Source organism: Nocardiopsis sp. NPDC057823, assembly GCF_042797335.1.
GTDB classification, from domain to species: domain Bacteria; phylum Actinomycetota; class Actinomycetes; order Streptosporangiales; family Streptosporangiaceae; genus Nocardiopsis; species Nocardiopsis changdeensis.
Genome location: NZ_JBHVLR010000018.1, coordinates 29,634 through 51,947, shown reverse-complemented (window position 1 = coordinate 51,947; position 22,314 = coordinate 29,634). Strand labels below are relative to the sequence as shown.

15 protein-coding genes are annotated in these 22,314 nt (G+C 76.8%); 4 read left to right on the top strand and 11 right to left on the bottom strand.

Features of this window, described 5'->3' with window-relative positions; translation table 11 throughout:
* Positions 1-199: 199 nt before the first annotated feature.
* On the bottom strand, positions 200-1,153 hold the full coding sequence (speB, locus tag ACFVNO_RS24390) for an agmatinase (RefSeq protein WP_220561349.1): 954 nt from the start codon (positions 1,151-1,153) through the stop codon (positions 200-202).
* A gap of 230 nt (positions 1,154-1,383) precedes the next feature.
* On the opposite strand from speB, the gene ACFVNO_RS24385 reads away from it, so the two are divergent.
* Positions 1,384-2,880: a PucR family transcriptional regulator gene (locus tag ACFVNO_RS24385; RefSeq protein WP_355264354.1), complete on the top strand. Its 1,497-nt coding sequence runs from the start codon at positions 1,384-1,386 to the stop codon at positions 2,878-2,880.
* Positions 2,881-3,190: 310 nt separating this feature from the next.
* Entirely contained in the window at positions 3,191-4,510 is a 1,320-nt protein-coding gene (locus ACFVNO_RS24380) for a GAF domain-containing protein (RefSeq protein ID WP_355264357.1), read from the top strand.
* 280 nt (positions 4,511-4,790) lie between these two features.
* Here the strand turns inward: ACFVNO_RS24380 and ACFVNO_RS24375 are convergent, their stop codons facing one another.
* Positions 4,791-5,303 (bottom strand): hypothetical protein, encoded by a 513-nt coding sequence (locus tag ACFVNO_RS24375; RefSeq protein ID WP_378895939.1) that lies wholly within the window; start codon positions 5,301-5,303, stop codon positions 4,791-4,793.
* A gap of 543 nt (positions 5,304-5,846) precedes the next feature.
* Between ACFVNO_RS24375 and ACFVNO_RS24370 the strand changes: the two genes are divergently transcribed.
* Positions 5,847-7,079: a PLP-dependent aminotransferase family protein gene (locus ACFVNO_RS24370; protein ID WP_355264621.1), complete on the top strand. Its 1,233-nt coding sequence runs from the start codon at positions 5,847-5,849 to the stop codon at positions 7,077-7,079.
* Positions 7,080-7,127: 48 nt separating this feature from the next.
* Entirely contained in the window at positions 7,128-8,078 is a 951-nt protein-coding gene (locus ACFVNO_RS24365; RefSeq protein ID WP_378896038.1) for a D-alanine--D-alanine ligase, read from the top strand.
* A 63-nt stretch (positions 8,079-8,141) separates the two neighbouring features.
* Here the strand turns inward: ACFVNO_RS24365 and ACFVNO_RS24360 are convergent, their stop codons facing one another.
* The 9 genes from ACFVNO_RS24360 to ACFVNO_RS24320 form a co-directional block, all read right to left on the bottom strand.
* Positions 8,142-9,104: a S1C family serine protease gene (locus tag ACFVNO_RS24360; protein WP_378895937.1), complete on the bottom strand. Its 963-nt coding sequence runs from the start codon at positions 9,102-9,104 to the stop codon at positions 8,142-8,144.
* 184 nt (positions 9,105-9,288) lie between these two features.
* Positions 9,289-10,047: an SDR family NAD(P)-dependent oxidoreductase gene (locus ACFVNO_RS24355; RefSeq protein WP_355264369.1), complete on the bottom strand. Its 759-nt coding sequence runs from the start codon at positions 10,045-10,047 to the stop codon at positions 9,289-9,291.
* Positions 10,044-10,904 (bottom strand): TauD/TfdA family dioxygenase, encoded by an 861-nt coding sequence (locus tag ACFVNO_RS24350; RefSeq protein ID WP_355264372.1) that lies wholly within the window; start codon positions 10,902-10,904, stop codon positions 10,044-10,046. The genes ACFVNO_RS24355 and ACFVNO_RS24350 overlap by 4 nt, the downstream gene beginning before the upstream one ends.
* 38 nt (positions 10,905-10,942) lie before the next feature.
* Entirely contained in the window at positions 10,943-15,097 is a 4,155-nt protein-coding gene (locus ACFVNO_RS24345; protein ID WP_378895935.1) for an AMP-binding protein, read from the bottom strand.
* Positions 15,094-15,666 (bottom strand): DUF6309 family protein, encoded by a 573-nt coding sequence (locus ACFVNO_RS24340; RefSeq protein WP_378895933.1) that lies wholly within the window; start codon positions 15,664-15,666, stop codon positions 15,094-15,096. Before ACFVNO_RS24340 ends, ACFVNO_RS24345 begins: the two co-directional genes overlap by 4 nt.
* Positions 15,667-15,672: 6 nt before the next feature.
* Positions 15,673-16,470 (bottom strand): phytanoyl-CoA dioxygenase, encoded by a 798-nt coding sequence (locus tag ACFVNO_RS24335; RefSeq protein ID WP_355264381.1) that lies wholly within the window; start codon positions 16,468-16,470, stop codon positions 15,673-15,675.
* Positions 16,471-16,906: 436 nt separating this feature from the next.
* Positions 16,907-17,860 (bottom strand): FAD binding domain-containing protein, encoded by a 954-nt coding sequence (locus ACFVNO_RS24330; protein WP_378895931.1) that lies wholly within the window; start codon positions 17,858-17,860, stop codon positions 16,907-16,909.
* Positions 17,857-20,457, bottom strand: coding sequence for a molybdopterin-dependent oxidoreductase (locus tag ACFVNO_RS24325; protein WP_355264387.1), 2,601 nt, complete (start codon positions 20,455-20,457; stop codon positions 17,857-17,859). The genes ACFVNO_RS24330 and ACFVNO_RS24325 overlap by 4 nt, the downstream gene beginning before the upstream one ends.
* A gap of 171 nt (positions 20,458-20,628) precedes the next feature.
* Entirely contained in the window at positions 20,629-22,293 is a 1,665-nt protein-coding gene (locus ACFVNO_RS24320) for a serine/threonine-protein kinase (RefSeq protein WP_378895928.1), read from the bottom strand.
* Positions 22,294-22,314 lie beyond the last annotated feature (21 nt).

The following is a 22,314-nucleotide window of genomic DNA, read 5'->3' as shown; positions in this document are numbered from 1 at the left end:
GGCGCCCGCGTGCGCCGGAGCGCCCCGCCGCTCCGGCCCGGGACCCGCCCGGAGGGGGCGTGCGGCCGTCCGGAGGGACGCGGGGCGCAGCCGGAAGGGCGCCGGAGCCGGCCCCCACACCGGTCCTCGACGCCCTTGAGGACCTTCCGCCGCGCGACGGGCGGGCCGCAGCGGGGCGGAGGTCCGGAAGAGTACGGCCTCAGGCCCTGCGGGCGTGGTTCAGCGCGAGCACGCTGACCAGGTCGTAGGCGACGTGGGAGGCCGCGGTCGAGGTGATCTGCGCGTGGTCGTAGGCCGGGGCGACCTCCACCACGTCGGCGCCCACCAGGTTGCAGGAGGACAGCCCGCGCAGGATCTCCAGCAGCTCGCGGCTGGTCAGCCCGCCCGCCTCGGGGGTGCCGGTGCCGGGCGCGTGCGCCGGGTCCAGCACGTCGATGTCCACCGACACGTAGAGCGGCCGGTCGCCGATGCGCTGGCGCAGCGCGTCGGCGATCTCGTCCACGCCCTTGCGCATGACGTCGGCGGAGGTGACGATCCCGAAGCCGAAGCGGCGGTCGTCCTCCAGGTCCTTCTTGCCGTACAGCGGGCCCCGGGTGCCGACGTGGCTGATCGCCTCGGTGTCGAGGATGCCCTCCTCCACGGCCCGGCGGAACGGGGTGCCGTGGGTGTAGGGCTCGCCGAAGTAGGTGTCCCAGGTGTCCAGGTGGGCGTCGAAGTGCAGCATCGCGATGGGGCCGTGCTCGCGGTACAGCGAGCGCAGCAGCGGCAGCGCGATGGTGTGGTCGCCGCCCAGGGTGACCAGGCGGGTGCCCGCCCGCACGAAACCGGAGGCGGCCTCGTCGATGGTCTCCACGGCGTCGCCGATGGAGAACGGGTTGACCGCGATGTCCCCGCCGTCGACCACCTGGGCGGTGGCGAACGGGGACACGTCCAGGCCCGGGTGGTAGGGGCGCAGCAGGCGGCTGGCCTCACGGATGGCGGAGGGGCCGAACCGGGCGCCCGGACGGTAGGAGACACCGGTGTCGAAGGGGACGCCGACCACGGCGATGTCGGCCCGCTCGACCTGGTCGATGCGGGGCAGCCGCGCGAACGTCGCGGGTCCGGCGAAACGCGGTACGAGGCTGGAGTCGGTGGGTCCGATCGGTGCGCTCATCGGGCGGTGGTGTCCCTCTCGTGGTCGGCGCGCTCTGCGCGGCGGGTCGGGGGTGCGACCGGCGACGTCGTCGGCGCCGGCCGCACGCGCTCCGGTCAGGGTAGGCGGGAACCCGGGACCACTCCAGTGGACGAAAAGCACAATCGGATGTGTTCCCATGGACGGAGTATCCAAGGCCGATCCAGGGGTCGGAGGGTGTCCGGGGAGGGCCGGGCGGGGGAGGGGGACGGGTGGACGAGGAGCACCGCGGGGCCGACGGCATCGCGCTGGGCACCGTGCTGGCCCGCCGCGACCTGGGCCTGCGCCCGGTCGTGGCGGCGGGGGACCCGGCGGTGACCTGGGCGGTGTCCAGCGAACTGGCCGACCCCACTCCCTACCTGCGCGGCGGCGAGCTGCTGCTGACGGCCGGCAGCGGGCTGCCCGCGGACGGGGCCGGGGTCCGCGCCTACGTGGCCGCCCTGGTGGAGACCGGGGTGGCCGCCCTCGGGTTCGGCGTCACCCCGGTCCACGACGCCGTCCCGGCCGCCCTGGCGGAGCAGTGCCGCCTGCACGGGCTCCCCCTGTTCGAGGTGCCCCGCCCCACCCCCTTCGCCGCCGTGGTCCGGGCCGTCGCCGAGGCGCTGGAGGAGGTGCGGCTGCGCGACCTGCGCCGCCTGGGCGAGGCCCACCGCGACATGGCCCGCGCCGTCTCCGCACCCGACCCGGCCGAGCGCGTCCTGCGGGTGCTGGCCTCGGCCCTGGACGCCTGGGCCCTGGTCCTGGAACCGGACGGGTCGGTGGCGTTCTCCGCCCCCGGGGCGCCCGACGACCCCGGACCGGAGGCCGCCGAACTGCTGGGCCGCCTGACGGCGCCGGCCGGACCGCGCAGCGCCAAGACCCGCCTGGCGGGCGACGAGGTGTTCTGGCACACTGTCGGCGCCCCGCCCCGCGAGTACGGGGTGCTGCTGGTGGGGCGCCCCGAACCGCTGGGCCTCACCGACCGCGCCGTGCTGCGCACCGCCACCGCCCTGCTCGACCTGGTCGCGCGCACCGCGCCCGCGCCGCCCCCGGTCCCCGGGGCGCTGATCACCGCGCTGCTGCTGGACGGCGGGCCCGGCGGCGCGGCGGCGCCCCTGCTCTCCGAACTGGCCGGAGACCCGTCGGCGGACCGCTACCGGGTGCTGCGCGCCGCTCCGGCCGGGACCGGCCGGCCCGCCCCGCCGCCGCTGCCCACCGCCGTCGCGGGCACCCTTCCGGACGGGACCCTGCGCGCCGTCCTGGCCGACCGGGGCGCCGACGCCCACCGGGCCGACCTGGACGGCCTCGCCCTGTACGGCTGGACCGGCGCGGTCGGCGACCCGGTGCCGCCCGGGGACCTGCCCGGCGCCGACCGCCGCGCGGCCGCGCTGCTGGACCGCGCCCGCGCCGCGGGCACACCGCTGCTGTGGGAGGAGGACACCGACCCCTTCGCGGAACTCCTGGACCCGGCCGCCGCCGACGCCCTCGCCCGCCGGGTGCTGGGGCCGCTGGCGGGACGGGACGACACCGCCCGGATGCTGCGCCGCACCCTGCGGGCCTGGCTGACCCGGCACGGCGGCTGGGACCGGGCCGCCGCCGACCTGGGCGTGCACCGCAACAGCGTCCGCTACCGGATCGGCCGGATCGAACGCGAACTGGGAGTGGACCTGGGCGACCCCGAGCAGCGGATGCGGCTGTGGTTCGCCCTCACCCGCCTGCCCGGCGGCTGAGCCGCGGCCCGCTGCGGCCGGGCCCGGGGAGGCGCGGTGGCCGTTATCGGCCAATCGCGCGGTATCCCTTGCACGTCGGCTGTTCCCGGCCCCGGAGATGGTGGAAGCTGAAGGGCCACCCCGGCGTCCGGACCCGGTGGCCGCGCTCCGCCTCCCGTGCCTTCGGCCACCCGTCACCTCTCACAGAAAACGGATGTGGACAGTGCCATCGGCCTCCGAAACGCGCGTCTGTCGCGGTTCGCTCAACGACGCCGGATTCGAGGCAGGACACTGGATGGACGCCACCGTGAACACGAGGTCAGGGAGCCCCATGTCGTTTCCTCCGCTGGACACGGCCCTGCCCGCAGGGGTCGACGCCCGCGAACACGCCCTCGCACTGCGCCGGATGCACGACGCGTCCCTGAGCGGACGCCCCGGCCCGGTCCGGCCGCGACCGGTCATCGAGGACTCCTGGAACCGTATGCGCCGCTTCGGCATCGACCCCGACGCCGGGCCGCCGCCGCGCCTGGTGTCCACCGACGAGCTGCACCGCCGCCGGCAGGAGTCCCCCATCGCCGAGGTCCTGCCGCTCATCCGCCGGTCCCTGGTGTCGGTCGCCGACGAGGCCGACCACATCATGCTGGTCACCGACGCCTCCGGCCAGGTCCTGTGGCGGGACGGCTCGCACCGCATGCGCGGCGTCGGCGACCGGGTCGGCCTCGTGGAGGGCTCCTACTGGAACGAGGGCAGCACCGGCACCAACGCCATCGGCACCGCCCTGGTGGTGGGCCGGCCGGTGCAGGTGTACTCGGCCGAGCACTTCGTGCGCAACCTGCACGCCCTGACCTGTGCCTGCGCCCCCATCCACGACCCGCGCGACGGGCGCCTGCTGGGCGCCATCGACGTCACCGGCCCGGTCTCCACCATCCACCCCTCCACCCTGGCCCTGGTGAGCGCCGTCGCCCAGCTGGCCGAGGCGCACCTGCAGAGCATCCACCACACCCACCTGGAGCGGCTGCGGGCGGTGTCGGCGCCCCTGCTGGCCGGGATGCGGGAGCGGGCCCTGGTGGTCGACGAGACCGGGTGGACGGCCGCCGCCGTCAACATGGAGCCCATCCGCCGGGTGCTGCTCCCCACGCACCGCGAGAGCGGTACCGCCTGGCTGCCCGCCCTGGGGGAGTGCTCCCTGGAGCCGCTGCCGGGCGGCTGGCTCGTCCGCCCCAGGCCCGCCGAGTGCACGGCGCCCTCGGTGGTCACCCTGGACCTGTCCGGGCCCGCACCGGAGGTCACGGTCGAGGGCAGCAGCGGCAGCTGGGCGCACCGGCCCACCCCGCGCCACGCGGAGCTGCTGCTGTTGCTGGCGGTGCACCGGTCCGGGCGCACCGCCGCCGAGCTGTCCACCGACGTGTTCGGGGCGGTCGGGCACGTGGTGACCGTCCGGGCCGAGCTGTCCCGGCTCCGCCGCCACCTGGGCGGCATCGTGGAGAGCCGCCCCTACCGGTTCAGCGAGGACGTGGTGGTGCGCGTCGTGCTGCCCGACTTCCCCGAGGACCTGCTGCCGGGTTCGGACTCCCCCGGGGTGCGCGAATTGCGGTCCCGGGTGGGATCGGGTGACGGAGCGGTTCCCCTCGGTGTCGAGGTCGCAACCTAGTGCAACCGTTGCGGACGGGGTCCCGGGCGCGTTTGATGGGTCGTGCGCGGCCCCTGCCGGGGCGGACGTCGGGCAAGAGAGGGCGCGACGGCCGCAGCAACCGGGAGCGGTACCGGCGCCCGCCGTATCCGAGGCCTTGAGGGGGGCCGAGGAGCCGCGGCGGGCGCGTCCACAGGCCGGAGGTGGGTCCGGGACCTCGGGGGAGTCCGGACCGTCCGCGCATCGGCGGCGTCCCGGTACGGTCTCTCCGGGACGCCGCCCCGGCACCCTTCCGGGGCCCTCAGTCCTCGGTGCGGGCCGAGGCCGTGTCCTTCTGCCCGTCGGCGTCCTCGGCGGCCGGGGCGCACTGCAGGCAGTCCATCCGGAACACCTCCTCGCCGTCGACGGTGCCCACGAACGTGCCCGGCAGACCGTCGTCGCCCGCCGGGCGGGCGATCAGCGCCTCCCGGGACAGCTCGCCCTCGAACCGCACCGGGGCGCCCTCCTCGGTGGTGCCGGTGCAGTGCACGACGGTGGTGCCGCCGGCCTCGGCGTCGGCCTCCCGGGAGGGGGAGGCGTCGGCGGGCGGGGTCGTGCCGCACTCCAGGGCGCCTTCCAGCGGGTGCCCCTCGCGGGCGAAGGCGCGCTCGGCCCCCGGGCGCAGCACCGTCACCGACAGGGCCTCGGCGGTCCGCCGCAGCTCCACCGCGGCGGGGTCGGTCTCCGCCGCGGGCGAGCACGAGACGACGGCCCAGGCCGCGCCCGCCAGCAGGACCGCCAGCGGCGCGCGGGACCCGGTCGAGCGGACTCCCATGGCTTCCCCTTCCTCCGGTCGGCCCGCCTCCGCGGCGGGCCCGCCCCCACGGTCGCCGAGGGGCGCCCGGCCGCACCGTTCCGACACGGTCACCGAGAGTGAAATATCGTCCAAGATCCGGTCATCGCCGTGCGAGTCGCCGGATCCGGGCGGGTACCCCTCAGAGACGATGCGGACTGATCGGGCGAAAGGGGAAAGCGTGATGAAAAGCACGAATCCCTTGCCCGGCGGGGGTCGCGGCGGTGCACTGGGTTACACTCGCTGCATTTACCGAACCGTGTTCGCGCACGGCTCACCCGACCCGACCGTCGCATCGGCGTCGCCCCCGGCCCGGCCGCCACGGACGACCCGTGTGAACCGCAGGCCCGTCGAGGGCGTCGAAACCAGGACCAACGATGATCCCGGCGGCGCCGCACCGGCCCGCCCGACCGTCCTTCCCAACGGAGGTGGATCGTGTCCACTGACCCCCGAGAGCAACAGCCCGATCGCCAGGGCTCGCGCATCGACCCGCACATCGGCCGCTACGCGCGCCGAGCCCAGGGCATGGTCGCATCGGAGGTCCGGGCACTCTTCGCCGTCGCATCGCGCCCCGAGGTCGTCTCCCTCGCCGGCGGCATGCCCAACGTCGCGGCGCTCCCCCTGGAGCCGCTGGGCGAGCTGGTCAAGGACGTCGTCGCCGAGGAGGGCGCGGCCGCGCTCCAGTACGGCTCCGCCCAGGGCGACCCCGTCCTGCGCGAGCAGCTGTGCGAGTACATGAAACTCGAGGGCATCCACGCCGCCCCCGACGACGTCATCGTCACCGTCGGCTCCCAGCAGGCCCTGGACCTCATCACCCGTGTCTTCGTCGACCCCGGCGACGTCGTGCTCACCGAGGCGCCCACCTACGTCACCGCCATCAACACCTTCACCGCGTTCCAGGCCGACATCCGGCACGTGGGCATGGACGAGCAGGGCGTGGTACCCGAGGAGCTGGAGGAGGCGCTGGTCCGCGCCGAGCTCGACGGGCGGCCGGTCAAGTTCTTCTACACGATCCCCAACTTCCAGAACCCGGCCGGGATCACCATGAGCGCCGCGCGGCGCACCGCCGTCGTCGAGGCCTGCCGCCGCCACGGCGTGCTCATCATCGAGGACAACCCCTACGGCCTGCTGCGCTACGACGGGGAGCCGCAGCCCACCCTGTACTCCCAGGGCGAGGGCAACGTCGTCTACCTCGGGTCGCTGTCCAAGACCCTGTCGCCCGGCCTGCGCATCGGCTGGGCCCTGGCCCCGGCCGCGGTCCGCGCCAAACTGGTCCTGGCCGCCGAGTCGGCGATGCTCAGCCACTCCACCTTCAACCAGCTGGTGGTGCGCCGCTACTTCCGCAAGTTCCCGTGGAAGGAGCAGATCAAGGCGTTCAACGGCATGTACAGCGAGCGCCGCGACGCCATGCTCTCCGCGCTGACCGCGATGATGCCCCAGGGCTGCACCTGGACGCGCCCCGAGGGCGGCTTCTTCGTCTGGGCGACCCTGCCGGAGGGCATCGACGCCAAGGCCATGCTGCCCCGCGCCGTCACCGAACGCGTCGCGTACGTGCCCGGCACCGGGTTCTACGCCGACGGCCGCGGCCGCCAGAGCATGCGGCTGAGCTTCTGCTACCCCACCCCGGAGCAGATCCGCGAGGGCGTCCGGCGCCTGGTCGGAGCCATCGAGGGCGAGCTGGACCTGCGTGATACGTTCGGCAGCACCCTCGCCCCGCCCACCCAGGGCGACCAGGCCCCCGCCCCCGACACGCCCTGACCCCGAGGGGCACCGAGCACCATGACAGCACAGAAGGAGGTCCGCGCCGTGGCCGACCTTGACCGCGTTCTCGTTCTCGCCGGGGGCCTGTCCCCCGAACACGAGGTGAGCGTCCACTCCGGACGCAGCGTCGCCGAGGCGCTGCGCCGACTGGACGTGGAGGTCCAGGTCGCCGACGTCGACGCCACCCTGCTGGACCGGCTCACCGCGGACCCGCCCCAGGTGGTCTTCCCCGTCCTGCACGGGTCCGCGGGCGAGGACGGCACCATCCGCGAGGTCCTCGACCTGGTCGGCGTCCCCTACGTGGGGGCCTCACCCGCCGCCTGCCGCCTGGCCTACGCCAAGCCCACCGCCAAGGCGCTCATGGCCGCCCGCGGCGTGCGGGTGCCGCGCGGCGTCGTCCTGCCCAAGTCCGCCTTCCACGACCTGGGCGCCCCGGCGCTGCTGGCCAGGCTCGCCGACCGGCTGGGCTCGCCGCTGTTCGTCAAGCCCGACCGGGGCGGATCGGCGTTCGGCGCCACCCCCGTCACCGGCGTGCAGGACCTGTCGGCCGCCCTGGTGTCGTGCTTCGCCTACAGCGACTCGGCCCTGGTCGAGGAGCAGGTGCAGGGCACGGAGCTGGCCGTGGGCGTGCTCGATACCGGCGACGGGCCCACCGCCCTGCCGCCGGTGGAGATCGTGCCCGACGGCGGGGTGTACGACTACGCCGCCCGCTACACCGCCGGCCGCACCGAGTTCTTCTGCCCGGCCCGGCTGCCGGAGGAGGTCCTGGCGGCGGCCCGCGAGGTGGCGCTGACCGCGCACCGCGCGCTGGGGCTGCGGGACCTGTCCCGCACCGACCTCATCGTCACCGACGGGGGCGAGGTCATCTTCCTGGAGGCCAACGTCGCCCCCGGGCTGACCGAGACCTCCACCTTCCCGATGGCCGCGGCCGCCGCCGGGCTGGACTTCGCGGTCCTGTGCCGCGAGCTGGCCCACCAGGCGCTGCTGCGCGGCTGACCCGGACAGGGGGAGAGGGGCCCGCCGACCGGCGGGCCCCTCTCCGTGTTCCGCGCGCCCGGCTCAGCGGGCCGGGGCCAGCTCCTCCGGGACGGCCACCACGTCCACCAGCGCGCCCTTGCGCAGCACGGTGATGGGCATGCGCGAGCCGATCGCCGTGCCCAGCATCAGCCGCTGCAGCCCCTGGCCGTCCTGGACCGGGTGGCCGGCGGCGTGCAGGACCACGTCGCCCAGGTGGATCCCGGCGACCCCGGCGGGGCTGCCCGGCACCACCTCCACCACGCGCAGGCCGCGTGTGCGGCCGGTGCGCCCGGCGATCTCCGGCGGCAGCGGGGCCGGGACCCCGGCCACCCCCAGCCAGGCGCGCCGCACCCGGCCCCGGGAGACCAGGTCGGCGATGATGCCGCGGGTGGTGGAGTTGATCGGCACCGCCAGGCCCAGCCCGTACCCGGCGACGGCGGTGTTGACGCCCACCACCCGGCCCCGGGAGTCGGCCAGCGCGCCCCCGGAGTTGCCCGGGTTGAGGGCGGCGTCGGTCTGGATGACGTCGTCGATGAGCCGCACGTGCCGCCCCTCCCGGGCGGGCAGTGACCGGCCCAGCCCGGAGACGATCCCGGCGGTGACCGATCCCGACAGCCCGAACGGGTTGCCGACGGCCACCACCAGGCGGCCCACGGTCAGGGTGTCGGCGTCCCCCAGGGTCACGGACGGGGCGAGGTCGCGCTCGGTGCGCAGCACCGCCAGGTCCGAGAGGGGGTCGGCGCCGACCACGGCGAACGAGGCCTCGGAGCCGTCGCCGAACGCGGCCCGGCCCCGGTCGGCGCCGTCGACGACGTGTGCGCTGGTGAGCAGGAGCCCGTCGGGCGTGAAGACCACGCCCGATCCGGAGCCGGAGCCGCGGGGGCCGCGCAGGGTCAGGGCGGCGACGCTGGGCAGGACCGTCTCGGCGACGGCCGTGACGGTGGAACTGTAGGAGTCGAGGATTTCCTGGTCCGGTGTCTGCGCTGTGTTCTTCTCAGCGTCCATGTGCACCCCAACACCGGCCGGCCCCCGCTGATGCCGGGAAGCCCTTGCGCCCAGGGCGAACGCGCGGGCCGGCGGGCCGCCACGCCACGGCGGCCCACCGGCCCGGTCGGACCCGTGTCACCGGCCCGACGCCCCGATGACACCACGCCCCGCCGGTGCCGGGCAAGGGGGGCCGGGTCCGGGATCAGCCCCTTCCCGTGTAGGGCATGGCGGTGGGCAGCACGGTGAGCGAGTGGACGTTCGCCCCCGGCGGCATCGCCGCCATCAGCAGCAGGGCATCGGTGAACCGCTCCACCGGGATCACCGGCTCCACGGCCATGGAGCCGTCGGCCTGCATCGCCGCGGGCTGCGGCCCCCCGTCCGCGGGGGCGACGTTGCCGACGTCGATCTGCCCGCAGGCGATGCCGTGGGCCCGCCCGTCCAGCGCCAGGGACCGGGTGATGCCCAGGACCGCGTGCTTGGCCGCGGTGTAGGCGATCGCGTGCGGCCGGGGCACGTGGGCGGAGGGCGCGCCGTTGTTGATGATCCGGCCGCCGGGCGGGGACTGGTCGCGCATCACCCGGAACGCCTCCCGCGAGCACAGGAAGGTCCCGGTGACGACGGTGTCCAGGACCGTGTGCCAGTCGGCGAGGTCGACCTCGGGCACGGGGACCCGCGGGACGGCCGCGCCCGCGTTGTTGAACAGCAGGTCCACCCGGCCCAGCTCCCGGACCGCGGCGGCGAACAGCTCCCGGACCGCCTCGGGGTCGCGGATGTCGGTGGGCACGGCCAGGGCGTTCCCGGCGTCGCTCCCGGCCAGCCGCAGGGTCTCCTTCAGGGCCTCCTCGCGGCGGCCCGCCACGACCACCCGCCACCCGTCCCCCAGCAGGGCGAGGGCGGCGGCCCGCCCCAGGCCGCTGCCGCCCCCCGTGACGACGCAGACGCCGCGCCCCGTGCCGCTCACAGCTCCTCCGCGCTCATCCAGGCGCGCAGGATCCGCCGGGCGCGGGGCCCGGGCTCGTCGGTGTAGGCGGTGCGCGCGTGCAGGACCCGGCTGTTGCGGAGCAGCAGCAGGTCGCCCGCCTCCATGCCGAGGGTGAAGGCGACCTCGGGGCGGTACAGCACGCCGTCCAGGGTCTCCAGGGCCTCCCACTGGCGGTCGGTCAGCGGGGGACCGCCCCGCTCCGGGGAGGTGCGCACGGTGCGCGGCTGGTAGTAGCAGTTCGACGTCCCGTCCGGCCCGGTGAAGAGGATGGGGGTGACCACCACCTGCTCCCCGGCCCGGCCGGTGCGGTCGAACGTCCAGTCGCCCTCCAGCTCGGCCAGGGCGCCGGGGTACTCGCGGCGGATGATGTCGCGCGCGGTGCGGGCGCTGGCCAGCCGGGTCCGACCGCCGCCGTCGGCGGCCGGCTGAAGACACAGCAGCACCAGGACGTCGCAGGTGTCGCAGTGGAACGCCAGCTCCGTGGCACCGTCGCCGTCCTGGTCGCGCAGGACCCGCGTCAGGGCCCCCTCCGCGTTCTGGGGGATGACCTCGCCCAGGGCGCGGAGCAGGAACAGCAGGCCCGAGGCGAGCTCGGACTCGGGGCGGGAGGCCACCGCCGCGTTGGACACGTGCGCGAACCCGACCGCCCCCAGCCCGCCGGACAGGAAGGAGCGCAGGCGCTCGCGCACCGGTACGGCCCCGTTCCAGTCGCCCTTCGCCGCGTCGGCCCACAGGGCGTCGCGCTCCGCGTCGTCCAGCCGGGTCGTCCACAGGGAGGGCCGGTTCTTCAGGTCGTCGGTGGTCCATCCGAGTTCGAGCGTGCTGCGGTCGGTCAAGGCTCTCTCCTGGGATCGTGGGAAGGAGTGGCGGCTGTTCACTGGGTGACGCTCTCCCGGGGCACGGGCGCCGGGGGGAGGAACCCGGCGTCCGAGGCCCAGGCCAGGGCGGCCGCCCACCAGCGCCGGGTGGGCGGTGCGAAGGCGATGCCGTGCCGTCGCAGGACGGACACCGTGTAGGCGGAGTCCACGGTCACGTTGCGCTCCCCGAGCCGCGACCAGGCCGCCGCCAGGCCGATCTCGGTCGGGTGGAGCCGCTCGGCGCGCTCCAGGGCCGCCGCGAAGGCGGCGTCGTCCCCGAGGGCGACGGGGTGGCCGCACGCGTTGATCCATCGCACCAGGTCATCATGGGCGACGGTGTGCGGGTTCTCCACGTGGTACACGCCGGGGGCGGTGTGGGGGTGCAGTGCCAGGGAGGCGATGGCGGCCGCCACGGTGTCCACGTAGGAGAACGCGAAGGAGTCGCCCGGCCGCCGGGGGGCGGCACCGGACAGGACGTAGCCGCGCACCAGCTGGTACACGCGGTTGTCGGCGATGTTGGCCTGGAACGCCCCGGTGCGGCTGTGCGCGGCGACGTGGCCGCTGCGGTGCACGTGACAGGGGCGGCCCGAGGCGGCCCAGGAGCGGAGCACCTCCTCGGCGGCGAACTTGGCCCGTTCGTAGGGGGTGCGGAACTCCTGCCCGATCCACAGGTCGGCCTCCCCGAAGGTGCGGGGGCCGCCCGCCGCCGTCCCGGACACCGCGAGCGTGGACAGGTGGTGCAGCCGGGCGCCCGGGGCGTGCCGGTCCATCCAGTCCACCAGCCGCCGCACCGCGGCCGTGTTGGCGTTCTCCAGCTCGGCCGGTGGGGCGACCAGGCGCACGTCGGCCGCCGCGTGGACGACGGCGTGCGCCCGGCCGGCCCGGCGCACGGCCGCCTCGTCCATCCCCAGCCCCTCGCGGGTGATGTCCCCGCGCACGGCCTCGACCGCGCCGGTGCCGCCGCCGACCCGGCGCACGGCCTCGGCGTCGGTGGAGGCGCGTACCAGGCAGGTGACCCGGGCGCCCCGCTCCAGGAGCTCGGTGAGCAGGTGGCCGCCGATGTACCCGGTGGCGCCGGTGAGCAGGACCCGCACGGGTTCGCGGGACACCCGGGCCCGGGGCTCGGGGGGCGCCCCGGCCAGCAGCGGCTGGCCGGAGGTGGAGGCCGGGGCCCGCACCGCCGCGGGGGGCTCCGCCCCGGCGGCCGCGGCGACCTCCGCGCCGAAGCGGGCGACGATCCCCCCGGCCTCGGAATCGGCGACCCGGGGGTGGGCGTACACCAGGTCGGCGACCAGGCGGCCGTCCACCACCCGCGCGGTCAGGCGCAGGTCCTGGAGGGTGTCGCCGTCGTCGCACCGCGCCACGCCCGCCTGCTCGGGGGCCGCGGACCAGCGCAGGGACGGCTCCCGCGGCGGCCGGAAGGCGCCCAGGAAGTTGAAGCCGGTGGCGGGCCGCTCGCCGGGCGCGTCCAGGGGGATCTCGGGGGCGGCCGCCAGGGCGCGCTCCACGTCCCGGGGCGAGGCCGTGCCGGGCAGCCGTACCCGCCGCACCGCGGTGAACCAGCCGACGGTGTCGAGGAAGGGGTCGCCCGCCGCGGTCGTGTCCCGGCCGTGCGTCTCCACCTCCACGTCGGTCCCGCCGGGTCCGCAGCGGTGCCGCAGGGCCCGGGCGAAGGCGCCGAGCAGGAGGGCCTCCAGCCGGCGGCCGCCCGCCCGGGACAGCGCGGCGGTGGCGTCCGGGGGCAGGGACCAGACCAGGGCCCGGGGCCGGGCGCCGTCGCGCGGGGCCGGGGCGGGGGCGGGCCGGGGGCCGGCCTGCGGGGCCCGCGCGGCCCAGCGGTAGAAGTCCCCGGCCGGTGCGGTGTCCGGGGTCCCGTCCAGGGCGCGGCGGTAGGCGTGGGCCAGGTCGTCCAGAAGGATGCGCCAGGACACCCCGTCCACGACCAGGTGGTGGGCGATCACCGCCAGGCGGTCGTCCGAGCCGGGGCCGCCCCGGAAGAGGTGGACCCGCAGCAGGCGCCCGGAGCCGGGGTCCAGGGAGCGGTGGAGCTCGGTGCAGACCCCGTGGATCGCGGCGGGCGCGTCCGCGGGGTCGTCCGGCAGCGGGGAGAAGCCCACCGCCCCGGGGCCGTCGGCGGCCCGGGGCGCGCCCGGCCCGGCCGGGCCGATGGGGCGGCGCAGAGCCTCGTGCCGGTGCAGGACGGCCTGCACGGCGGCGGTGAGCGCCTCGGGGACGACCCGGCGCCCGCAGCGCAGCAGGACGGACTGGTTCCAGTGCCGCGGGTCGCTCAGGGGGGTCCCCAGCAGCCAGCGCTGGGCCGGGGCCGCCGCGCCGCCGGCCGCCGGGTCCGGTTCCCCCCGCCCCGCCCCGGGGGCGGCCGGGGCCTCCCCGGGACGGGACGCCCGCGCCAGCCCCGCGGGGGTCGGGTGCCGGTAGAAGTCCTCGAACCGGGCCCGCCGCCCCAGCCTGCGCAGCAGGGAGACCGTGCGCATCGCCAGGATGGAGTCACCGCCCAGGGCCAGCACGTCGGCGTCCGGGGCCATGGCGGGGACGCCCAGGGCCGCGGCCCACAGCCGGGCGATCGCGTCGGCGGTCCCGGGCCCCTCCGGCTCCGGCGCCTCCGGCGCCCGCGGCCCGGCCTCCCGGGCCCGGGAGCCGAGCACGCGGTCGATCTCCGCGGCGATCCGGTCCCGGTCGAGCTTGCCGTTGGGGGTGGTGGGCAGTTCGGGCAGGGCCACCAGCGGGGCCGGGACCGCGTGGTCGGGCAGCCGCTCGCGCAGGAGGGCGCGCACGGCCTCCGGGTCCCCGCCCGGGGACAGCCGCACCGCGGCGGCCAGCCGCGGGCCGTCGGGGGTGGTGCGGACCACCACCGCGCAGCGGGCCACCCCCGCGCACGCCTCGGCGACCCGTTCGACCCCGTCCGGGTCGACCCGGAAGCCGCGCACCTTCACCTGCCGGTCGGTGCGGCCGACGAAGACCAGGTTCCCGTCCGGGCGGCGGCGGCACACGTCGCCGGTGCGGTACACGCGCCCGCCGTCGATCCGGACGAAGCGCTCGGCCGTCTCCCGGGGCAGGCCCAGGTAGCCCGCGGCCACCCCGCTCCCCCCGATGAGGAGCTCCCCCTCGCCGGTCCCCGCGACGGTGTCCCCGGCGGGTCCGACCAGGCGCAGCACGGCGTCCCCGATGGGGGTGCCGATGGGCACGGTGGCCTCGTCGGCCGGCAGCCCGGCGGCCTCCCGGGCGGTGAAGCAGGTGGCGCCGACGGTGGTCTCGGTGGGGCCGTAGTGGTTGACCACGCGGTGCGCGACCCCCCGCTCCAGCAGGTCGGCGGCCAGGGCGCGGGGCAGGGCCTCACCGCCCAGGATCAGGGTGTCCAGGGGCGGGGCGTCGGCGGGGCGCCCCTCCAGCAGGACGGCGAGGTGGGAGGGGGTCGTCTTGAGCCAGCGCGTCCCGTGGCGGGCCAGGCACGGCCAGAAGGCCCGGGGGTCGCGGGCGAGGCCGTCGGGGACGACGTGGACCGAGCCCCCGGTCGCCAGGGCCAGGAGCCAGGCGGTGTGGCCGAGGTCGGCGGCCAGGGTGGTGACGTGGGCCAGGCGCGGTGCGTCGGCGCGGGTCAGGCCCAGCCGCCGCCGCAGGGCGCGGGCGTAGTGGACCGCGTTGGCGTGGGTGACGGCCACGGGTTTGGGCTCGCCGCTGGAACCCGAGGTGAAGGACAGGTAGGCGGTGTCGCGGGGGGTGGCGGCGGGCCGGGCCGCCGGGACCGCTCCGGATCCGGCCCGGAAGGGGTCCAGGACCTCGACCCTGCGCTCGCCGGGTATCCCGGCCCCCTCCTCGGCGGCCAGCGCGTACCGGACCCCCGCCGCGTCCAGGCGGCGGGCCAGGTCGGCGCCGCTCCAGCCCGGGTCGACCAGCACCGCCGCGGCGCCCGCCCACAAGGTCCCGTGCAGCAGGGCCGGGAGCCGGGCGTCGCGGGGTCCCGCCAGGGCGACCCGGTCGCCCCGGCGCACCCCCATCCGCTCCAGGGCCGCCGCGGTGCGCAGGGCCGCCGCACGGAGCCCGCGGTGGTCGAGCGAGCGGTCGCCGTCGGTCAGGGCCGGGCGTTCGGGGTGGCGGCGGGCGGCCAGGTCGAGGAGGTCGGGCAGGGCGGGGGCGGGGCGGTGGGGCGCGGTCATGTTCTCCGTTCCGCGGTCGGTGTCCCCGGGCGGGGCCGGGGCGGGGCGGTGCCGGGCAGGCCGGCGACGAAGGCGGTCAGGCGCGTTCCCGGTCCCAGCCGTCCGGCCAGTTCCCACGCGAGCATCCGGTGCAGCCCGTCCAGGTGGACGAGGCCGCCGCGGACCCGCAGGTCCGCGTAGTCGTCGTGGTCCACCGGCCGGGTGCTGAGGTACACGGGGGTGAAGGGCGCCCGGGCCAGCAGGTCGAGCTTGGCCGCGCACACCGGGTTGGCCCGGGCCAGCTCCGGGCCTCCCCGGCGCAGGACCTCGGCGGCGCGGGCGACGGTCAGGCCGGTGCGGGGCACCAGTTCCCGGGCCCCGCCCTCGGCCAGGTGCCAGGGCAGGACGACGCCCAGGGCCTCCCGGGCGGTCAGCCGGACCCGGGACCAGGTGCCGAGCATCCGCTCGGCGCGCTCCAGGTTCTCCTCGCCGTCCCCGTTCGAGTTGGCCTCGTGCGGCCGGTCCCGCGGGTGGTCGCCGCGGTAGGCGGCCAGGACCTCGTCGAAGGGGACCTCTCCGAGCCGCTCCACGGGGCCTCAGCCCGCGCTGTACTCGGTGAAGTGGCGCTCGGCGAACAGTTCCGGCCACCGGTCGCCGCCCAGTTCGAGCCGGCGGGCCCGGCGCAGCATGTCGCGCCAGTGGGGCTTGGCGGGCCGCCACCTCCCCCCGACCTGGCAGTAGGAGGCGTCGATGAAGTAGCGGTCGCGGCCCGCGCCTCGGTGCGGCACGGCCCGGCGCGCGTGGAACAGGGCGGAGTCGAGCAGCACCGTCGAGCCGGGGGGCAGGTCGGCGATGACGGTCTCGCCCGGCAGGACGGCGGTCCCCAGGTGGGCGCGCGCGGTCTTGCCGGCGCGCTCGCGGTGCGAGCCGGGCAGCACCGCCAGGTGCCCCATGGTGGCGTCCAGGCCCGCGGGGTAGTGCAGGGCGTGGACCATCAGCAGGTCCGCGCGGTCCCCGTCGTGCGGCTCGCGGTCGTGGTGCCAGGGCTTGCCCTCGGTGTCGGGGCCGTGCCGGGCGCTGTGCAGGTGGTGGTGGACGAAGGGGCCGCCCATGAGCGCGGCGATCCTCTCCAGCAGGGGCGTGAAGGTGAGGAGCTCCGCGTGGGCGGGCATCTCCAGTTCCACGAGCGGGGGCGGACCGTGCCGGTCCGGGGCCAGGGAGGAGGCGATCGAGCGTTCTCGGAGCCCGCGGTCGACCCAGTGGTCCACCTCGGGCAGCAGGCGCCGACACAGGTCGTCGGGCAGCAGGCCGGGGAGGACGAGGTGGCCGGATGCGGCGAAGCGTTCTCTGAGGTCGTCCGCGTTCTCGTCGCGCACGGAAGGGGGGAGGGTCAAGGTACCACCCGGATTCGCACATCGGTTTTCAGGGGTGCCGGAATTGTTCATCGCGGGGACGCCGGCCGATGTTCTTCGGGCGGTGTTTCCCGTGGAAAACAACGGGGGGTTTCCGGAGGGGGTGAGTTCCGCTTATTCCCGGAATCAATTTTCCATCGGCCCGGAGTCGTGTCAAGGCTCTCCGATGAATCGGCTTGTGACCTCGGGTTATTCCTCGAATACTTCTTGGATTCCGAAAATGTGCAGGTCAGGGCGTTTTTCTGGGGTGAATTCAGGTGTGGGAAAGACGTGTGTGGCCGATGTGGCGCAAGGGGTCGAAGAATTCACGGGTTTCCGAAAATTCCCTCAGGTGCCGGTGTTCTCCCGGATTGCGAAGAACGCCGCCGGGGCGGGGGAGATCCCGTCCCGGCGGCGTTCTTCCTGTTCGGTACGACCGTTATCGCCCGTTCGTCCGTTCCCGCAGGGCGCGTTCGACGGTGTCCTGAAGGGCGGCCCGCAGCAGGGCGGCCTTGTAGCGGGTGCCCGGCAGCGGGGTGGTGCGGGCGGCGACCGCGTCCAGCGCCGCCGCCACCCGCGGGCCGGGCGCCGCGCCCGTCGCCGCCCCGGCCAGGGCCTCCTCCACCTCCGGCAGCCTCAGCGGTACCCGGGCCACCGCCCCGACGGCCACCGCCGCCCGTTCCACCGTCCCGTCCGGGCCCGGCAGCAGCCGGACCACGGCCTCCACCAGCGGCCACTCCGCCCGGGCGCGCCCGGCCGCGCGCCGGTGCGCGGCCCGCTCACCGGGTACCGGGGCGGGCAGCAGCACCGCCGTCAGCACCTCGTCGGGGGAGAGCAGGTGGTCGCGGCCGGGGTCCGCGGGTCCGTACAGGTCGGCGAGGGGGAACGTGCGCGTCCCGCCCGGGCCGACGGCCTCCACCGCCGCGTCGTAGGCCAGCAGTGCGACGGCCAGCGACGACGGGTGGGGGGAGGTGCAGCCGCCGCTGTCGAACACCACCCCGTGCAGGTGGTCGCCCTCCCGGGAGGGGCACTCCCGGCCCGGCGCGTGCGCGTCCGGGAACGCCGGGTGGTCCAGGTAGGCGCAGCGGCCGCGCTGGAGCAGGTTGCCGCCCACCGTGGCGGTGCCCCGCACCTGCGGGGTGGCCAGCGCGCCGGCGGTCAGGGCCAGCGCCGGGTACCCGTCGAGCCCGGCCAGGGCGGCGACCGTGGTCAGCGCCCCCACCCGGGTCGCCCCGTCCCCGTCGCGGGCGGTCCCGTGCAGGCCGGCGATACCGGTCAGGTCCACCACCGGGGCGCCCCCGGCCGGTTCGATGCCCCCGGCGCGGGGGCGGGCCCCCGCGGCCAGGGCGGCCAGCGCCCCGTCCAGGGAGTCGGGTCGGACGACGTTGCTCATCGCATCCCCTCGATCAGTCGGTCCGGGCGCAGCGGCAGCTCCCGGGGACGCCACCCGGTGGCGTCGAAGACGGCGTTGCCCAGGGCGGCGGCCACCCCCACCACGGACACCTCGCCCAGGCCCACCCCGCCGCCGGGGACGTGCTCGAACCCCTCCTGGTGGAAGTGCACCTCGGTCTCGGGCACGTCGCCCATGCCCGGGATGCGGTAGTCCTCCAGGTCGTCGGTGAGGATCGCCCCGGTGCGCGGGTCGTGGCGGCGCTCCTCGAACAGGGCGTAGCCCACGCCCTGCACCACCGCCCCCTCGCACTGGTTGCGGGCGGTGCGCTCGGAGTAGATCCGCCCGGCGGCGATCCCCGCCCAGCAGCGGGTGGGGCGCACCCGCCCCAGCAGGGTGTCGACCTCCACCTCCATGACGTGCACGGCGCCGCTCATGCCCCGGCCGATGGCCAGGTCGCCGGACATCTCGGGGGTCAGCGCCCCCCACCGGTCGCGGCCGCGGCCGCCCACCACGCTCAGGCCCTCGGCGGCGGCCAGCGCCTCCTTGAGCACGTGCTCGTCGATGGGACCCCGGGCGGGGACGCCCGGGTCGAGTTCGCGCAGTGCGGCGCGCAGCCGGTCCGCGGCGTCCGCGGCGGCCGGCCCCATGGAGGGGGTGGTGCGGCTGCCGTAGGAGCCGGTGCCGTGCACCGACGAGGAGTCGCCGATCTCCACGCGCACGCCCCCGGCGGGCAGGCCCAGGCGCTCGGCGACGGTGCCGGCGAGCACCGTGCGGATGCCGGTGCCCAAGTCCTGGGTGGCCGCGCGGGCCACCAGCTCCCCGCCCCGGACGACCAGTTCCACCTGCGCCCGGGGGCCGAACAGGTAGAGCCAGTTGGAGGCGGCCACGCCCACCCCGCGCCGGAAGCGGCCGGTGCGCGGGCCGCGGGGCCGCTCCCGCCACAGCGGGGTGCGCGCGGCGCGCTCGTACAGGGCGCGCCGCTTGGGGTTGCCGTCCCAGCGCAGCCGCAGGGCGAGGGGGTCCTCGTCCAGCCGGCGGGCCATCTCGTCCACGGCCTGCTCCAGCGCCCAGGCCATCGGCGGTCCGCCGGGGCCGCGCATGGGCATGCCGGGCGGGCGGTTGGTGACCACGTCGAAGTCGCGCACCCGGCGGGGCGCGCGCCCGTACATGAGGAAGGCCAGGGTGGCGGTCGTGGAGCCCACGGAGACGCCGCCGTCGCCGTGGGAGTCGACGCTCATCGCGGCCAGGCCGCCGTCCCGGTCGGCCAGCAGCGCCACGCGGGTGCGGGTGCCGGGGCGGTGCCCGGCGTCGGTGAGCTCCTCGGCGCGCGTGAAGGCGACCCGGACCGGGGCCCCGGCCGCCCGGGACAGCTCGACGGCGGCCTGGATGTCGACGGAGATGCCGTTCTTGGCGCCGAAGCCGCCGCCGACGTGTTCGGTCACCACGTGCACCCGGTCCCGGTCCAGCCCCCAGCGGGCGGCGACCCGGTCGGCGAGCCTGCTGACGGACTGGGTGGAGGCGAACAGGCGCAGGCCGTCCCCGCTCCAGTGGGCGACGCACACGTGCGGTTCCAGCGGAGTGTGCACCTGGGTCGCGGTGGTGTACTCCTGTGCCACCAGCAGCGGGTCGCCCGCCTCGGCGGCGGCGCGCAGCCGCCGCACGGCGGTGGGGCCGCGCCAGCTCAGGGTGCCCGGGCCGCGCACGTTCCCGGTCCAGGGCGCCGGGGGAGTGGGGGCCTCGCCGTAGGAGGGGGCGCCGGACCGGTCGGTCCGGGTGGGGTGGACCAGGGGCGCGTCGGGGGCGCGGGCGGCGTCGACCTCGGCCACGGCGGGCCGGGGCTCGTAGTCGACGGTCACGGCGGCGGCCGCGGCCCGGGCCGCCTCGGCGGTGGGCGCGGCGACGGCGGCGATCGGCTGGCCGACGTAGCGGACGGTGCGGTCCGGGGGCAGCAGGTCGACCAGCGGGGTCGCGGGGTCCGCGGCGTGCACCGCGCGGACCCGGGCGTGGGGGAGCGGGGAGCGGACGATGACGCCCTCCCAGGTGCCGGGCGGGGCGTGGTCGCCGCTGTAGCGGGCGCGGCCGGTGACCTTGTCCAGGGCGTCCACGCGCGGCGGGTCCCGGTCGGGCTCGCCGTCGAACTCCCCGGCGCAGGCGGCGGCCACGGCGGCGAAGATGCCCTCGTAGGCGCCGCAGCGGCACAGGTGCCCGGCCAGGGCGTCGGCGATCCGCTCCCGGTCGGGCCGGGTGTCGCCGTGCTCGGCCCGCCAGGCGTCGACGAACACCGACGCCTCGACGACGAACCCGGGCGTGCAGAACCCGCACTGGAGTCCGTCGTGGGCGGCGAAGGCGCGCTGGACGGGGTGGTCGCCGCCCAGGCCCTCCACGGTGGTGACGTCGCGCCCGGCGAGCCGGTCGGCGGGCAGCAGGCAGGAGACGGTGGGGGAGCCGTCGACGAGGACCGTGCAGGCGCCGCAGACGCCGGTGCCGCAGGCGATCTTGGTGCCGGTCAGGCCCAGGCCGTCGCGGATGTGCGCGGCGGCGCTGGTGGAGGGGGAGTCGGGGACGGTGACGGGTGAGCCGTTGACGTGGGCGTCCATAGTGCTCTGTGTGTTCTTCCCGAAGAGGATGTTGTCAATGACAACTTATGGGGGGCGCCCACGGGGTGTCAACGGTGTCTTCGGGCGGGTATCGCCGCGTCCGAGTGTGATCTACTTCGTAAAGGTGGCGGTTCCGGACATTCCGCAGATCACCGACTCCCGGAACCCGGCTCACGGGAGTTCGGCGTCCGTACCCCCGTGGGTGCCGGTGCCCGCCTCCCCGGTCCCTCCGTCGGTTCCGCCGCCGGTCCCCCCGTCACCGGTCCCGGTCCCCTCGCCGGTGCCCCCTTCGCCCCCGCCCGTACCGGGGTCCGGGCAGGCGTCGGGGTCGGTCCCGCAGTCGGTCGGGTCGACCGTGGCGCAGTCGGGGTGGTGGGGGTCGGTGTGGCAGTCGGTCCCGGTGCCGCCACCGGTCCCGCCGGTCTCCTCGGTGGGCGGTGTCCAGGTGCCGCCCTCCCCGCCGGTGCCCTCCCCCTCGGAGGGGGCCTCCTCCACGGGCTCCTCCTCGGAGGCGGAGGGGTCCACCGCGACCTCCTCGGAGGTCGGGGTGTTGCCGACCGGCTCCACGGGCGGGGGAGTGCTCTGGACGTAGACCCAGAACAGCACGCCGCCCAGGGCGGCGAGCACCGCCAGGGCCCCGGCCGTCACCCACCCGGCCGCGGGGCGCCGCCGGGGCCGTTGCGCCGCGGGCGCCGGGGGAGCGCCGCCGGGCGGCCCGCCGGGGCGGCCGCGGCCCGCGGTGCGGGGTGCGGTCCGCGGGGACACCCGGGTGCGCGGGACCTCCGTCCCGGGCGCGGCGGGCCCGGTCCGCCAGGGCCCTCCGGCGGTCTCCCCGGGTGCCGCCCCGCCCTCGGGGGCGCCCCCGGCGGGGCCGACCGCGGGCAGCGGCCCGGTGGCGGGCCCGCCGTCGGACGGGGGCGCGGCCCCCCGCCGGGGCCCGGGAACCTCGGGGACGGCGCGGATGCGGGCGGTGTCGGTGTCCACCGCGGTGGAGGTCTGCTCCAGCAGCAGGGTGGCGGGGGTGGCCGCGGGCAGGGGGCCGCCGCCGATGAGCGCGCCCAGCACCTCCATGGCGGTGGGCCGCCGGCCGGGGTCCTTGTCCAGGCAGCGCTCCAGGACGGGGCGCAGCCGGTCGGGGACGCCGGTCAGGTCCGGAGGGGAGGTGAGCACCTGGTCGACGATGGCCAGGGTGGTCCCGCCGTGGAAGGCGCGGTGGCCGGTGGCGGCGTAGACCAGGACGCAGGCCCAGGAGAACAGGTCGCCGGCCGGCCCCGCGGCGCGGCCGCGGATCTGCTCGGGGGACATGTAGGCGGGGGTCCCGGCGACGGTGGTGGTCTGCCGGGTGGCGTCGACCAGCCGGGCGATGCCGAAGTCGATGACGCGGGGGCCGTCGGGGCCCAGGATGACGTTGCCGGGCTTGAGGTCGCGGTGCACGACCCCGGCCTCGTGGACGGCGGCCAGGGCGGTGATGGTGGCGATGGCCAGCCGGTCCAGGTCGGCGCCGGTGCGGGGGCCGCCGCTCTCGACGGCGGCGCGCAGAGTGGGGCCGGGGACGTACTCGCTGGCGATGTAGGGCGGGTCGGCGTCCATGTCGGCGTCCAGGACGGCGGCGGTGCAGAAGGGGGCGACGCGGCGGGCCGCGGTGAGCTCCTGGGCGAAGCGGTCGCGCTGGCGGGAGTCGCCCTCCCAGGTGCGGCCCAGCACCTTGACCGCCGCCCGGGTGCCGTCGGCGGCGCGGGCGAGGTAGACGGTGCCCTGCCCGCCGCTGTCGATACGGGCCGTGACGGTGTAGGGGCCGATGGCGGCCGGGTCGGTGGGGAGGAGCGGTGTGGTCATGGTTCGCGCCCTGTCGGTGGG

What these genes read in the sequence shown, in the direction of transcription:
- ACFVNO_RS24320 (WP_378895928.1), bottom strand. Translation starts at nt 22,293, where the DNA reads ATGACCACACCGCTCCTCCCCACCGACCCGGCCGCCATCGGCCCCTAC.
- ACFVNO_RS24330 (WP_378895931.1), bottom strand. Translation starts at nt 17,860, where the DNA reads ATGAGCAACGTCGTCCGACCCGACTCCCTGGACGGGGCGCTGGCCGCC.
- ACFVNO_RS24375 (WP_378895939.1), bottom strand. Translation starts at nt 5,303, where the DNA reads ATGGGAGTCCGCTCGACCGGGTCCCGCGCGCCGCTGGCGGTCCTGCTG.
- speB (WP_220561349.1), bottom strand. Translation starts at nt 1,153, where the DNA reads ATGAGCGCACCGATCGGACCCACCGACTCCAGCCTCGTACCGCGTTTC.
- ACFVNO_RS24345 (WP_378895935.1), bottom strand. Translation starts at nt 15,097, where the DNA reads ATGACCGCGCCCCACCGCCCCGCCCCCGCCCTGCCCGACCTCCTCGAC.
- ACFVNO_RS24325 (WP_355264387.1), bottom strand. Translation starts at nt 20,457, where the DNA reads ATGGACGCCCACGTCAACGGCTCACCCGTCACCGTCCCCGACTCCCCC.
- ACFVNO_RS24370 (WP_355264621.1), top strand. Translation starts at nt 5,847, where the DNA reads ATGGTCGCATCGGAGGTCCGGGCACTCTTCGCCGTCGCATCGCGCCCC.
- ACFVNO_RS24360 (WP_378895937.1), bottom strand. Translation starts at nt 9,104, where the DNA reads ATGGACGCTGAGAAGAACACAGCGCAGACACCGGACCAGGAAATCCTC.
- ACFVNO_RS24380 (WP_355264357.1), top strand. Translation starts at nt 3,191, where the DNA reads ATGTCGTTTCCTCCGCTGGACACGGCCCTGCCCGCAGGGGTCGACGCC.